At 61.1% G+C, this 15,353-nt stretch carries 9 protein-coding genes; 3 read left to right on the top strand and 6 right to left on the bottom strand.

Annotated elements, in window-relative coordinates; genetic code table 11:
• The first annotated feature begins 35 nt into the window (after positions 1–35).
• On the top strand, positions 36–1,049 hold the full coding sequence (locus tag ACEN8Z_RS06580) for an alpha-xenorhabdolysin family binary toxin subunit B (protein ID WP_495597125.1): 1,014 nt from the start codon (positions 36–38) through the stop codon (positions 1,047–1,049).
• Positions 1,050–1,150: 101 nt separating this feature from the next.
• On the opposite strand, the gene ACEN8Z_RS06575 is transcribed toward ACEN8Z_RS06580, so the two are convergent.
• Both ACEN8Z_RS06575 and ACEN8Z_RS06570 read right to left on the bottom strand, forming a co-directional pair.
• Positions 1,151–1,921, bottom strand: a complete 771-nt coding sequence (locus ACEN8Z_RS06575) for a tetratricopeptide repeat protein (protein WP_495597124.1) — start codon at positions 1,919–1,921, stop codon at positions 1,151–1,153.
• Positions 1,922–2,602, bottom strand: coding sequence for a Fe2+-dependent dioxygenase (locus tag ACEN8Z_RS06570; RefSeq protein ID WP_495597123.1), 681 nt, complete (start codon positions 2,600–2,602; stop codon positions 1,922–1,924).
• A gap of 207 nt (positions 2,603–2,809) precedes the next feature.
• Here ACEN8Z_RS06570 and ACEN8Z_RS06565 point away from each other — a divergent pair, with 207 nt between their 5' ends.
• Together ACEN8Z_RS06565 and ACEN8Z_RS06560 are read left to right on the top strand one after the other, a co-directional pair.
• On the top strand, positions 2,810–5,152 hold the full coding sequence (locus ACEN8Z_RS06565) for a TonB-dependent receptor (RefSeq protein ID WP_495597122.1): 2,343 nt from the start codon (positions 2,810–2,812) through the stop codon (positions 5,150–5,152).
• Positions 5,153–5,407: 255 nt separating this feature from the next.
• Positions 5,408–7,936, top strand: coding sequence for a PepSY domain-containing protein (locus tag ACEN8Z_RS06560; RefSeq protein WP_495597121.1), 2,529 nt, complete (start codon positions 5,408–5,410; stop codon positions 7,934–7,936).
• Positions 7,937–8,059: 123 nt separating this feature from the next.
• On the opposite strand, the gene ACEN8Z_RS06555 is transcribed toward ACEN8Z_RS06560, so the two are convergent.
• From ACEN8Z_RS06555 to ptsP, 4 genes are all read right to left on the bottom strand, one after another.
• A complete protein-coding gene (locus tag ACEN8Z_RS06555) occupies positions 8,060–9,601 on the bottom strand; it encodes an alkaline phosphatase D family protein (protein ID WP_495597120.1) in 1,542 nt (513 codons plus the stop codon).
• Between the two features lie 183 nt (positions 9,602–9,784).
• A complete protein-coding gene (locus ACEN8Z_RS06550) occupies positions 9,785–11,524 on the bottom strand; it encodes a PTS fructose-like transporter subunit IIB (protein WP_495597119.1) in 1,740 nt (579 codons plus the stop codon).
• A gap of 11 nt (positions 11,525–11,535) precedes the next feature.
• Positions 11,536–12,477 carry a 1-phosphofructokinase gene (pfkB, locus tag ACEN8Z_RS06545; protein ID WP_495597118.1) on the bottom strand — a complete coding sequence of 314 codons (942 nt, stop codon included), beginning with the start codon at positions 12,475–12,477 and terminating at the stop codon, positions 11,536–11,538.
• Positions 12,477–15,338, bottom strand: a complete 2,862-nt coding sequence (gene ptsP / locus ACEN8Z_RS06540) for a phosphoenolpyruvate--protein phosphotransferase (RefSeq protein WP_495597117.1) — start codon at positions 15,336–15,338, stop codon at positions 12,477–12,479. Before ptsP ends, pfkB begins: the two co-directional genes overlap by 1 nt.
• Positions 15,339–15,353 lie beyond the last annotated feature (15 nt).

Genomic DNA, 15,353 nt, shown 5'->3' with positions numbered 1-15,353 from the left:
AAACCCGAAATTCAATTTTTAAACACGGAAAAATCATGACCTTACATACTCTCGGCTCGCAATTCCAATACCCCTCTCCCGACATGAAAAAAATCAAGCATAACCGCGATGAAATCCACTATAAAATCCGCACATTGAGCACTATCTATCTACCGGTACTCGGGGAGCAACTGGCGTCGTTGCTAGAGGAATTAAACTCCATCAACCAGCAAGCACTTAGCACCCTGACTCTACTGCCTACCGTTTTACCCGTTGACGAAATTCAACGTTTTCACACCATCATCGAGAAACTGAAACTCGAGCCCTCTTCCCCCGAGCAACAGGAGGCCATAAAGAGTTTTTACGAAGAAATCAATTCATCGATTAAAATCGGCATATCCGAAGTCTCAAAACTTGCAACAACACTGAACAACAATTTGGCGAATTTTAAAGCAGTGACCCTTAGCGACAACCAATATCGCATCAAAGAACTGGAAGCATCCATCAGCAACATCAGCCCGTATATAGCAGAACTTGAAAGCGACATTGAGAAACTGACAACTGACGAATCAGAACTGAACAGTGCTATCAAACTCATTGAATCGATGGACACTTTCTCGCTGATCAAGGAGCTCTTTCTCACGGTGGAAAAACTTGCAGGACTTGACCTCTCCGCCTCTCAAGTTGAACTCGTCAAGGCCGGCATTGCCGCCGCCGGCAAGATCCTCAATTTAATCAGCGACAGAATCAAATATGGCAACCTGATTGAAGCCAGGCGCCAGATCCAAACGCGACTTGATGACCGCCGTCGCAACCTGGCCCGCATCAATCAAGATGTAAAAATCTTGCAAGAGCAAAAAAATCAGTTAGTGGAGTTCCACTCCGTGCAAACCCCGAGAGAGGCTTACACGAATGAGATAAGCACCCTCGCCGAGGCCGTTTATAAATTCCTGGAGATCAATGAACATGATGCTACCGACGATTTCGGTTCGGTTGTTAAACGGTTCATCGAACAGTCGAACATCTTCATCAAGCATTTGAAAAATCTTCGCCAGGAATGGAGAAGCTAAACCGGGCCCGCTGCGCGCGCAAGTAGCACCCTGATCATCGCGAGCGAAGGCGCGCGCAACGCCATTTCGCTCGCCTTGATGACAGCTACGGCCTTCGGTATCTAGGCCCCCTGTGCCTGACTTTGCAATTGCTCGGCACGCTGCTGAAAGCGCGAGGCCAATGCCCGCAGATCGGGGTGGGGAGCCTGCAGCAGTGCCTGGCCGCTCACCCGCAGGAAGTTCAGGCTGCCAGCCTCCAACGCCCGATCAAGCCATACCAAGGCCGCTTCGACTTTCCCATCCTGCGCCAGAACGGCCGCATAACTGAACTGCCCGCGAAAATCCCCGCCCTCTGCAGCACGCCTATAGCACTCGAAAGCGGCATCCGGGTCGGCGCGGCAAAATCGGCCCTCCTCCAGATAGCGCCCCAGCAGGTTCATCGACTTCGCATGGCCGAGGTCCGTCGCGCGCCGGTACCAGCTCAGCGCCAGTGCCTGATCTTCAGCCACACCGCGCCCGGTGGCGAGCAGATTGGCCAGGTTGTACATCGCCCAATCCAGCCCACCCTGCGCTGCAATCCGGTAATGCCGCGCCGCAATCGAGGCATCGGCAACACAACCCCAGCCATGTTCATGACAACGGCCGAGCATGTTGCGCGCCATCAGGTGTCCCTGGCGCGCAGCAATACCGAACCAGCTCAGCGCCAGCGGTTGGTCCTGCGCGATACCCTGGCCGTCGAGCAGAATCTGCCCAAGCAAGGCCTGGGCCTCGACTTCACCTTCACGTGCGGCGATCAGGATGGCCTGGGCTGCGCGGGCCGGACTTTCGTCAAGCATGGAGCGCAGGCGCTCGCCGTCGAGCATTTCTTCGCGGCGTAAACGAAAATCCGCCACTTACACCTCGACCCAGCGACGCAACAGATTGTGATAAGTGCCGGTCAGGCGGATCAGCGATGGATGATCAGGCACATCGCGGGTCAGTTGCTGGATGGCCCCGTCCATCTCGAACAACAGGGCGCGCTGGCTGTCTTCGCGCACCAGGCTTTGAGTCCAGAAAAACGAGGCGAGTCGCGTTCCGCGTGTCACCGCGTTGACCTTGTGCAGGCTGGTGCCGGGGTACAGCACCATGTCGCCAGCGGGCAGTTTCACTCGCTGGGTGCCGAAGGTGTCCTGGATTTCCAGCTCGCCGCCGTCGTAATCCTCGGGCTCGCTGAAGAACAGCGTGGCGGACAAATCCGTGCGCACCCGCTCGATGCTGCCTTTGGGCTGACGCACGGCGTTGTCGATATGAAAATCGAAACTGCCACCGGCGGTGTAACAGTTCACCAACGGAGGAAAGACTTTGTGCGGTAGCGCAGCCGACATGAACAGCGGATTTTTCCACAGCCGCTCCAGCATCGCCGCGCCGATCTCCTTGGCCAGCGGGTGGCCCTCCGGCAACTGCAAATTGTGCTTGGCCTTCGCCGACTGGTAGCCGGCGGTGATCTTGCCATCGGCCCAATCAGTGTGTTCCAGAGCCTCGCGAATATGCTGCACCTCGTCTTTTTCGAACAGGCCGGGAATGTGCAGCAACATGACAAAGACACCTGAAAACAAAGGGGCGCCAATGGTATTGATTCTTATTGCCCATGTAAAACACATCTGACGGATGAGTCAGCAAAAACCGTAAGGTTAAATTGTAAAGATTGTAAATTAAGTGCGAATAGTAATGTTTCGCAATTGTTACAAATACCTGTTTACCCTATATTCCGCGGCCTCAAATCCTTGGGGAGGGGAATTCAAATGTCGCGTCAACAACCACAAGTACCGGTCAGTTCACCACGTCTGCTCGCATCCGCCATTGGCATGGCAATTACTGCCGGCTCTGCGGGCCACATGGTTTTCGCAGCGGAAAAAACCGACGAAAAAGCACCGGACAAAGTGATTTCGCTGGGCGCCACCGCCATCACCGGCGAAGCCCAGGACGAGACAACCTACAACGTAGAAAAAGCCTCCTCGCCCAAGTACACCGCCCCGCTGATCGACACGCCGCGCTCGGTGACCGTTGTTCCGCAACAAGTCTTGAAGGACACCGGTTCGCTCAACCTGCAGGACGCGCTGCGCACTGTTCCAGGCATCACCTTCGGTGCCGGTGAAGGCGGTAACCCGCAAGGCGACCGTCCGTTCATTCGCGGCTTCGACGCCCAGGGCGACACCTACCTGGACGGCGTGCGCGATACCGGTTCACAGAGCCGCGAGATCTTCGCCGTTGAATCGATTGAAGTCAGCAAAGGCCCGAACTCCGCGATCGGCGGCCGTGGCGCAGCTGGCGGCAGCATCAACCTGGTCAGCAAGAAAGCGCACCTGGGCAATTCGCTCGACGGTGGTTTCACCTGGGGCTCCGACCAGACCCAACGCTACACCTTCGATGGCAACTACCAGTTCACCGACACCGCCGCTGGCCGTCTGAACCTGCTGAGCCACGAGAGCAACGTCGCCGGGCGTGACAGCGTCGATAACGACCGTTGGGGTATCGCCCCCTCCCTGGCTTTCGGCCTGGGTACGGACACTCGCGTCAATCTCGACTACTACCACCTCGAAAACAACGACACACCGGATTCGGGCATTCCTTACTCCATCCCGACCGCCGGTTCGACTGCCCGTACCAAGGCCAACCCGGACAAGCCGAATGACGGCGGCAACAGCAGCAATTTCTATGGTCTGACCGACCGCGACTTCCGCAAGGGGCGCACCGACACCGCGACCTTCGCCATCGAGCACGACCTGAGCGACGCGCTGACCATCAAGAACACCCTGCGTCACGGCACCAGCATGCAGGATTACATCCTGACCCAACCGGACGACAGCAAAGGCAACGTCAATAACGGCAGCGTCTGGCGCCGCGCGAACACCCGCGTGAGCAACACTGAGACCACCACCAACCAGACCGACCTGTTTGGTGATGTCTACATCGCCGGGTTCAAGAACAGCTTCTCCACCGGTGTCGAGTACACCCACGAGGAAAGCGAAAAATCCTCGTACAACGTCAACACGGACACCACCCCGGGAACGGCAGCGGTGACCACCAACTGCTCGCCGGCACTGATCGGCGCGCCAAGCGGTTACAACTGCACCTCGCTGTCCAATCCGACCCCGAATGATCCATGGAACGGTGCCATCTCGCGCAACTACGCCGGCACCGACACCAAGGCCGACACCTACGCGCTGTACGTGTTCGACACCCTGACGTTGTCCGAGCAGTGGCTGGTGAACATGGGTCTGCGCTACGACCATTTCGATACCAAGTACCGCACCTTTGACGGTTCCGGCGCCACCGTCGTGACCAAAGGCAACGCAGTCAAAGGCAAGGACACCAGCGAATTCGTTACCGGTCAGTTCGGCGTGGTGTACAAACCAGCCGAAAACGGCAGCATCTATGCGTCCTACGCGACGTCTGCCACGCCACCGGGCAACTCCCTGGGCGAAGGTTCGGAAGGCAATCCGTTGGCTGGCACGCCGGATCGCAACGGCAACCTGCTCAATAGCGACCTGGAGCCGGAAACCACCAAGAACTACGAAATCGGTACCAAATGGGACCTGTTGAACGACCGTCTGTCCCTGACCGCCGATATCTTCCGCACCGAGAAAGACAACGCTCGTGTGCAATCCAACACCATCACGTTTGAAAACGTCGGCAAAACCCGCGTTCAAGGTATCGAACTGTCGGCCAGCGGCAAGCTCACCGACAAATGGCAAGTGTTCGCCGGTTACGCCTACATGGACAGCGAACAAGTCGACGGCGGTGACCTGCCGGCAAACAAAGCCAACAACGGCAACGAACTGCCTAACACGCCGAAAAACAGCGCCAGCCTGTGGACGACCTATCAGGTCACGCCGAAGCTGACCATCGGTGGCGGAGCATTCTATGTCGATGACGTGTTCGGCAGTGCCGCCAACACCACCATGGTTGACTCCTACGTTCGCTACGACGCGATGGCAGCCTACAAGCTGAGCAAAAACGTCGACCTGCAACTGAACGTGCAGAACCTGACCGACGAAACCTACTACGACAAGGCATTCTCGACTCACTTCGCCAACCAGGCGGCCGGTCGTACCGTCTTGCTGAGCACCAACTTCCACTTCTGATTGCCACTCACACTGCAATCCCTGTGGGAGCGAGCTTGCTCGCGATGACGGCGCCACATTCAACATTTATGTTGGCCGACACACCGCTATCGCGAGCAAGCTCGCTCCCACAGGAGAGGGTGAAAGCTGAAATCAGACCCGGCCCCGTTCATTCACATGAACGGGGCCTTTGCGCGTAAAAAAGAATGCTTCTCGACAACGCCACGGCATAATGCACGGCGTGATGAATCAATTTGAACGAACAAGGCGAGCGACGTGTTGAAGAAAACCCTGTTCCAGTTGCACTGGTTTTTCGGCATCAGCGCCGGGCTGGTCCTGGCCCTGATGGGCATCACCGGGGCGACGGTGTCGTTTCAGGATGAAATCCTGAGCGCGCTCAACCCTTCTGTGTTGCAGGTCGAGAAACAGCTCGCCGGTGTGCTGCCGCCAGCCGAACTGGTGGAACGAATCGAAGCCGTGTCGGGCAAAAAAGTCTCGATGCTCACGGTGGAAACCGACAGTGGCAACGCCGCCAAAGTGTGGTTCACCCCGCCACCGGGTGAACGCCGTGGCGAGATGCGCTACTTCGATCCGTACACTGCCGAATTCCTCGGCGACGCCACCGGCCAGGACTTTTTCGGCCTGATGCTGCAACTGCACCGCTTCCTCGCCATGGGCGACACGGGTCGGCAGATCACCGGCGCGTGCACATTGATTCTGGTGTTCTTCTGTCTGTCCGGCCTGTACCTGCGCTGGCCTCGCCAGTGGAGAAGCTGGCGTGCCTGGCTGACCCTGGACTGGAAGAAAAAGGGCCGCAGCTTCAACTGGGACCTGCACTCGGTGGCCGGCACCTGGTGCCTGGTGTTTTACCTCCTGGCGGCGCTGACCGGGTTGTCCTGGTCCTACGAGTGGTACAACAAGGGCCTGACCCGATTGCTCTCCGACTCACCGCAGAACGAACGCGTTCGTGGCGGACGTGGCCCTGCGCCGCAGGGTCCGGCACCGACGGCCGATTACGCGGCGATGTGGAGCAGCATCTACAGCGCGGCCGGTGCGCAACTCAGTTCCTATAACGTGCGCATGCCGCCAGTGGCCGGCCAACCAGCGACCGTTTACTTCCTGCTGAAAACTTCGCCCCACGACCGCGCCCTCAACCAGATCACCCTCGACCCGGCTACCGGCGTGGTCAAACGGGTTGACCGTTACAGCGACAAGAGCCTCAAGGCGCAACTGCTGACCAGCATTTATGCGCTGCACGTCGGCAGTTACTTCGGCATCGTCGGGCGCATCATCCTGACCCTCACCGCGCTGACCATGCCGCTGTTCTTCGTCACCGGCTGGATGCTGTACCTGGATCGCCGACGCAAGAAACGTCAGATCAAAGATGCGCGCAAAGATCTCGTGCAACCCGCCAGCGATGCGCCGGCGTGGTTGATCGGCTTCGCCAGTCAAAGTGGTTTTGCCGAGCAGCTGGCGTGGCAAACCGCCGGGCAATTGCAGGCCGCAGGGTTGCCGGTAAAAGTGCAGCCGTTGGCGGACCTCAGCGAGCAGGATTTGCATGAATCGAACAATGCCTTGTTCGTCGTCAGCACCTTCGGTGACGGCGAAGCGCCGGACAGCGCCAGGGGTTTCGAACGCAAGGTGCTGGGCCGCACGCCAAGCCTGGAGCGCCTGAACTACGCGGTCCTAGGTCTCGGTGACCGGCAGTATCAACACTTCTGCGGATTCGCCAAACGCCTGCACTCCTGGCTCGGTGAGCACGGCGGCAAGACCTTGTTCGCGCCGGTGGAAGTCGACAGCGGCGATCCTTACGCGTTGCGCCACTGGCAACAGCAACTGGGCCTGCTGACCGGCCACGCACCCGTCGATACCTGGCAAGCGCCCAGCTACGACAACTGGACTCTGGCCCGTCGTGAACTGCTCAACCCGGACAGCAGCGGATCCCCTGTGTACTTGCTGGGCCTCAGCGCGCCAACCACCAGCAGTTGGCTGGCCGGCGACCTGGTGGAAGTGTTGCCGCGCAATTGCCCATGGGCCATCGAGCACTTCCTCGATGGTCTGGGCATCCATGGCGAAACCAAGGTGCAACTCAACGGCCTGGAAGAAACCCTCGAACAGGCCCTGGCCAGCCGCCAGTTGCCGGAGAACCGCGCCCATCTGGTCGGCCTGCACGCCCAAGCGCTGGCAGAGGCCCTCGTGCCGTTGGCCATGCGCGAATATTCCATTGCGTCGATCCCGGCCGATGGCGTGCTGGAACTGATCGTGCGCCAGGAAGTGCATGCCAACGGCAACCTCGGCGTCGGTTCCGGCTGGTTGACCGAACACGCGCCTGTGGGCAGTTCGATCAGCCTGCGCGTGCGGCGCAACAGTGGTTTCCATCTGCCGGTCCGACCGGTACCGATGATCCTGCTGGGCAATGGCACAGGGCTGGCCGGGTTGCGCAGCCTGCTCAAGGCACGGATTGCCGACGGTCAGCAACGTCACTGGCTGCTGTTTGGCGAGCGCAATCGCGAGCACGACTACCTGTGCCGAAAGGAGCTGGAGGAGTGGTTGATCAACGGTGATCTGGCGCGACTGGACCTGGCGTTTTCACGGGATCAGGAACAAAAGATTTATGTTCAGGATCGCCTGCGTGAATCGGCGGCCGAGCTCAAGAAGTGGCTGGCGGACGGTGCGGTGATCTACATCTGCGGCAGCCTTCAAGGCATGGCTTCGGGCGTGGACCAGGTGCTCAACGAGGTGCTGGGCGCCGCCGAAGTGGAACACCTGATCGAACAGGGCCGCTACCGCCGCGACGTGTACTGATTCACTGAGTTCCCTGTGGGAGCGAGCTTGCTCGCGATAGCGGAGTGTCAGGCGACATCACGGTTGAACGTGATGACGCCATCGCGAGCAAGCTCGCTCCCACAGGGGCTTTGAGTCCAGCGATCAAACCGGCTGCAACCTCTGCTCGAACACAGACACCCCGTCCAGATCCCGTAACACCACGCTCAACTCCCCCGTTTGCCCATCGATATTCACCTCGCCAAAAAACTGAAACCCGGCAAACGGCGAGACGTTCTGCGCGGGTGGCGCCTTTTCGAACACCACTTCGGGGCCGAAGGTCTTGTCCAGTGGATTGGGCCCGAAACTCCCGGCATTCAATGGCCCGGCGACGAACTCCCAGAACGGTTCGAAATCCTGAAACGCCGCCCGATCCGGGTGGTAATGATGGGCCGCGCAGTAATGCACATCCGCGGTCAGGAACAGGAAATTGCGCACCCGCTGCGCCCGCAGAAAACCGAGCAGTTCGGCGATTTCCAGTTCGCGACCCTGGGCCGGGCCAGGGTCACTGTTGGCCACCGCTTCCCAGCGCGTGACACCGGGGCTGACCTCGCCGTCGGGCACGCCGAGGCCAATGGGCATGTCGGCGGCGATCACTTTCCATTGCGCGTTCGAGGCCTGCATTTCCCGCTTGAGCCAGTCCAGTTGCGCACGCCCGAGGAAGGGTTTTTCAGCGCCCAGATTGTCATCGTTGGCTGCGCGATAACTGCGCATGTCCAGCACGAACACATCGAGCAGCGGCCCGTAACCGAGCTTGCGATAGATCCGCCCGCCGCCATCACCGCTCTGCAAGCGCATCGGCGCATATTCGAGCCAGGCCTGGCGTGCGCGGCCCACCAGGCTGTGGATATCTTTGTCCTGGTAACGCGCATCCAGCTGCTTGCCCGGCGACCAGTTGTTCACCACTTCGTGGTCGTCCCACTGCCAGATCTGCGGGACCTCGGCGTTGAAGCGACGGATGTTTTCGTCCATCAGGTTGTAGCGGTAATTACCGCGATACTCGTCGAGGGTCTCGGCGACTTTGCTCTTGGCCTCGGTGGTGATGTTGCGCCATACCCGACCGCTTTCCGTGGTGAGCTGCGCCGGGATCGGGCCGTCGGCGTAAATGGTGTCGCCGCTGTGGATAAAGAAGTCCGGCAAACGCAGGCGCATTGCTTCGTAGATGCGCATGCCACCAATGTCCGGGTTGATGCCGAAGCCCTGGCCGACGGTGTCGCCGCTCCAGACAAAACGGATGTCACGGCGGGTTTGCGGCACGCTGCGCAAGTGACCGAACCAGGGCTCGCTGGCGACGCCGCTCTGGGCGTCTTCGAACTGCACGCGATAGAAAATCGCCTGGCCGGCGGGCAGCCCGGTGAGTTCGACCCGGGCAGTGAAATCGGTACGCGCATCGGCCATGGGTGAGACGAATCGCCGGGGGTTGGGAAACAGGCTGCGGGTGTCCCACTCCACCACCATCCGCGCGGGGCGATCGCAGCGGCTCCAGATGATCGCCCGGTCGCCCAGCAGGTCGCCGGACTGCACACCGTCGGTGAGTTGCGGCCGATCCTTGACCGAAGCGATCACCGCCGGCGCCAGCCCCGGCAGCAGCAGTCCGGCGCCGACCGCTTGCATGACACGACGGCGCCCGAGGTTAAAATCGCTCATGGAGTTCTCCCTGAAATGGAAAACTAAAGCATGGACCTATGACCCTGGCATGACACAGATCCCGCCAACACCACAGATCCCGTGTGGGAGCGAGCTTGCTCGCGATGACGGATTCATACTCAACAAATATGTTGGCTGAACGACCGCTATCGCGAGCAAGCTCGCTCCCACAGGGGGCAGGTGTCAGGCTGTGACGGGTTCTACCCCCAACTCCACCACCTCCGGCCGTTTCACCAGCGCATACACCACTGCCGTCAACAGACTCCCCGCGACAATCGCCAACAAGTAAAGCAGCGCATGGTTGATCGCATTCGGGATCGCCATCACGAACAACCCCCCATGGGGTGCCATCAACTTGCAGCCGAAGTACATCGACAAAGCACCGGTCAGCGCACCGCCGGCGATGCTCGCCGGAATCACCCGCAACGGATCTTTCGCCGCAAACGGAATGGCCCCTTCGGAGATGAAACAAAGCCCCAGCACCAGCGCTGCTTTACCGGCTTCGCGTTCGGTCTGGGCGAACTTGCGTCGGGCAATGAACGTGGCGATGCCCAGGCCAATCGGCGGCACCATGCCGGCGGCCATGGTCGCCGCCATCGGCGCGTAACTCTGCGATGCCAACAACCCGACCGAGAACGCATAGGCCGCTTTGTTGATCGGTCCGCCGAGGTCGACGCACATCATTCCACCCAGCAACACACCCAGTAGAATCGCGTTGGTGGTGCCCATGCTGTCGAGGAAATGCGTGAGGCCGGCGAGCATGCCAGCCACCGGTTTGCCCACTACGTAAATCATTACCAGACCGGTGAACAGACTCGCCAGCAACGGGATGATCAGGATCGGTTTAAGCGCCTCCAGGCTCTGTGGTAAACGCGCATATTTATTGATCGCCCGGGCCGTATAACCGGCGAGGAAACCGGCAATGATCCCGCCGATGAAACCGGCGCCCAAGGTGCTCGCCAGCAACCCGCCAATCATCCCCGGCGCGAGGCCAGGACGGTCGGCGATGGAGTAGGCGATGTAGCCCGCCAGCAGCGGCACCATCAGCTTGAATGCGCTGTCGCCGCCAATCTGCATCAACGCCGCCGCCAGCGTGCCCTCTTCCTTGAATGCGGTAATGCCGAACACGAACGACAAGGCGATCATCAAGCCACCGGCGACCACCATCGGCAACATGAACGACACACCTGTCAGCAGGTGTTTATAGACGCCGGTCTTCTCCTGTTTGGTCGTTGTTTTGGCAGCGCTCGATGCGCTTTCCTGCTGGCCTTCGGCCAAGGCTTTGTTCAAGGTCGCTTCGGCTTGCTTGAGGGCAATGCCGGTGCCACAACGATAGATTTTCTTGCCGGCAAAACGCTCGGTGGCGACTTCGATATCGGCCGCCAGCAGCACCACATCGGCCTCGGCGATCGCTTGCGCGCTCAATGGATTGCGTGCGCCGACCGAGCCCTGGGTTTCCACCTGCAGATCGTAGCCCAGGCGCTTGGCCGCTTGCTGCAAGGCTTCGGCAGCCATGAACGTGTGTGCTACGCCCGTCGGGCATGCGGTGACGGCCACCAGTCGAGGCGTGTTTTGGGCAACTGCCACAGGTTCGACGACCGCTTCGGTAGCGACGTAGACCTGAGCGTCCTGCGCTCCTCGCCGGAGCACGGCTTCCACGTCCTGCAGGGCCTGGGCCGGAGTGCTCTGGTACACCCGCTTGCCGACAAACCGTGACATGTCCACCGGCGCGCTGGTCACCAGCAGTACCCACTCGGCCGCTTCGAGGGTGGTCGCCGACAGTTGCTTTTCGGGATGCGCGGCATCGGTGACTTCGACACTGGTGCTCCAGCCCTGACGCTGGGCCGCGGCATCGAGCAGCCGGGCACACAGCACACTGGTGACCATGCCGTTCGGGCAGGCCGTAATGATGGCTAACTTCATGACAAACCCTCTTATTGTTCTGTCAGGGGACGCACGCGCACACCCTGTTCGAGCTGCGCCAGTTGCGCCGCATCGCCAATGCCGAATCCGATCTGGGTCACGGCCATCGCGGCAATCGCCGTGGCGGTGCGCAAGGTCTGCTCCGGCGTATCGGCGCTGAGCAAACCGTGGAGCATCCCCGCCAGCAACGAATCACCCGCGCCCACCGTGCTGGCGACGCTGACTTTGGGTGGCGTTGCATGCAGCGCCGAGCCGACGCTGAACCAGTTCACGCCATCGGCACCGTGGGAGATCACCACATGCTCGATACCTTGGGCGTGCAATCGCTCCGCCGCTGCGGCCTGGGCACTGACCGACACGACCTCGCAATCCAGCACCTCGGCCAGCTCTTCAGTGTTGGGTTTGATCAGCCACGGCCCCGCTTTGAGCGCTGCACGCAATGCATCGCCGCTGGTGTCGAGGACGACGTTCAGACCCAGTTGTTTCAAGCGCAAAATCAACGCCTGCAACCACTGCGCGCTGACGCCCAACGGCAAGCTCCCGGCGACCACCACCGCATCGTGCCCCGGGGCAATCTGCTCCAGTCGATCCAGCAAGGCCTGCTGCGCCGCTTCGCTGACCTGCGGCCCGGGCCCGTTGATGTCGGTGATGCGGCCGTCGCTTTCCGCCAGTTTGATGTTGCTGCGGGTTTCACCGGGAACGCGGATAAAGGCATCGACAAAACCGCGTTTGGCGAACAACGCCTCGAACGCTTGCAGGTTGTCTTCACCAAGAAATCCACTGACGGTCAACTGATGCCCGAGGTCCGCCAGCACTTGTGCCACGTTTACGCCTTTGCCGGCGGCGTGGGTGTGCATCACATCGCTGCGGTTGACCTGGCCGGTTTCAAGGCGCGGCAACTGGACGGTCAGGTCCAGCGCCGGATTGAGGGTCAGAGTGAGAATCCGGGCCATTACAGGGCCTCCACTAGTGCGCGCACTTCATTGGCGCTGCCCACGGCCAGGGCCTGTCGGGCAAGGGTTTGAGTCTGAGTGAAGCCCAGTTCGCGAATCCGCGCCTTGACCTCGGCAATGCTGCGCGCCCCGACGCTGAGTTCATCCACCCCGAGGCCGACCAGCACCGGCACCGCCAGCGGGTCGGCCGCCAGTTCACCGCACACACCGACCCATTTGCCATGAGCATGGGCCGCGCGCACGGTGATGTCGATCAGTTGCAGCACCGCCGGATGCAAGCCATCGGCCTGGGCCGACAGCGTCGGATGGCCACGGTCGATAGCCAGGGTGTATTGAGTCAGGTCGTTGGTACCGACGCTGAAAAAGTCGACTTCTTTGGCCAGCACCGGCGCCAGCAATGCCGCCGACGGCACTTCGATCATGATCCCCAGTTGCAGGTCGGCAACCGGGATCTCCTGGCGCAGGCGTTCGGTCATGTCACGGGCCTGGCGCCACTCGTCAACGCTGCCCACCATCGGGAACATGATCCGCAGGGGCCGGTTGTCGGCCGCCCGCAGCAAGGCGCGCAATTGCGCTTCCATGATCTGCGGGCGCTGCAAGGTCAGGCGAATGCCGCGCACGCCAAGGAAGGGGTTTTCTTCCTTCGCAATCGGCCAGTACGGCAGCGGTTTGTCGCCACCGACATCGAGGGTGCGCACCACCAGCGGCCGCCCGGCCAGACCATCGAGGACGCGGCGGTACTCGACTTCCTGGGTCGCCTCGTCGGGCGCTTGCGGGTGGGCCATGAAAATCAGTTCGGTGCGCAACAGGCCAATGCCTTCGGCCCCCTGCTCCACCGCGCCAACCACACCAACGCTTTCACCGATGTTGGCGAACACTTCGACGGCGTGGCCATCGGTGGTCAGTGCCGGTAGGTGGCGTTGCTCCGCAGCTGCCTTCAAGCGCTGCTCGCGGGTGTCACGCTCGACTGTGGCGCGCTGCAAGGTCGCCGCGTCAGCGTTTACATGCAGGCGACCACGCTGGCCATCAAGCAGCAACGGCGTCCCCGGCGCCAGCAGCAAAACACCGGGACCGGCGCCGACCAGTGCCGGGATGCCCAAGGCCCGGGCGACAATCGCACTGTGCGCCGTAGCGCCACCACGGGCGGTGAGAATCCCCGCCACGCGAGCCGGGTCGAGACGCGCGACGTCGGACGGGCCGACCTCGTCCATCACCAGAATGTACGGTTGGTCCGGTTCGCTCGGGGTTTCGATGCCACTGAGCTGCATCAGCACCCGACGGCCGATGTCGCGCAAGTCGGCAGCACGCTCGGCGAGCAAGGCATCCTGTAACGCCTCCTGCTGCCGGGCCGCCGCTTCAATCACGGTCATCCACGCCGCCTCGGCGCTTTCGCCCTGCTTGAGGCGCGTGTCGACCTCATCGGTCAGTTCCGGGTCGTCGAGCATCTCCTGGTGGGTGATGAAGATTTCGCGAATGGCTTTGCTTTTGCTGCGCTCGATCAAGCCCTGTATGTCACGGCGTACCTGCGCCAGGGCATGCTTGAGACGTTCACGCTCGATGGCGGCGGACTCGCCGCGCAACGGGTAATCGATGGCTTGCAGCACTTGAATATGGGCCGGTCCGATGGCGATCCCGGGGGCCGCGGCAATCGCCTGAACCACGCTGCCCGATACCGGGGCGACGACCACTTCGGCCATATCGGCAACGACTTCACATGCCTGGCTTGCCGGCGGCAGCGGTTCGACCTCTTCACCGAGGCCTTCTTCGATGGCGGCCAGCAAGGCCGGCAACGCATCAGCCGCAATGTCCGGTTCGGCGATGATTTCCAGTACCTGTCCCCGACGGGCGCCGAGGCTGAGCAACTTGCTCAAGCTCTTTACCGACACGGCGCTGTCATGGCCATCGACAATGCGCACACGAATTTCGCCTTCAAAACTTTTTGCCAGTTGCGCGAGGATTTTCGCCGGGCGCGCATGCAAACCGTGGGCGTTGGCCAATGCAATTCGCGCGCTGGGCCAGTCGGCGGGCACTTCACCACCGAGCACTTCGAGGACTTTGCGGCTGCTGGTGGCGCGTCCCAATTCATGGCCACGTCCTTCGATCAATAACGCGCACAGGCGCTCGAGCAGGGCTTGATGGGCCTCACCGAGGCTGGCCAGGCAAAACAGCCCATTAAGTGGCTGGCCGAGGTAACGCAGCGGTTTGTCCGGGGTGACGAAGGCCAGGCCCGGACGCTTCACCGTCTGCTCGCTGTGCAGCCACCACAGGCCATCGCCCAGGGGCAGCGCTTCAACCTGCTGCAGCACGGCGGAGAAACCGTTGCTCACACAGTCGGCCTGCCGTAACAGACGTGCGCCGCGCCAGACCAGCTCTTCGAAATCTTCGGCCGCCACACCGAGGCCGATCATCTGTGCATCCAGCGCCAGTTCCTGCGGCGCGCCTTGCAGCAACTTCAGCAAGGCTTCGGCGGACCCGGCGCGACGCAGGGCCTGGCCCAGGTCAGTCTCGCCGAGGGCGCGGGTGAGCAATTGCAACAGACGCAGGTGTTCATCGGATTTGGCGGCGATACCGATCGCCAGGTAAACGATATGACCGTCGCCCCAGTCCACGCCGTCAGGGAACTGCATCAGGCGCACACCGGTGGTGAACACCTGGTCGCGGGTTTCGGGCGTACCGTGGGGGATGGCAATACCTTGACCGAGAAAGGTCGAGCCCTGGGCTTCCCGCGCCTGCAACCCGGCGAGATAACCCTCGGCAACCAGGCCGTCGACGACAAGGTGCCGGGCCAGCAATTGCAGCGCTGCGGACTTGTCCACAGCCGACTGGCCCATGGAAATCTGCTCTACAGTGAGCTCGAGCATGCTTTCTCCTTTTTG

Source organism: Pseudomonas sp. Pseusp10 (assembly GCF_059492225.1).
This window is presented reverse-complemented; position numbering and strand designations above follow the sequence as displayed.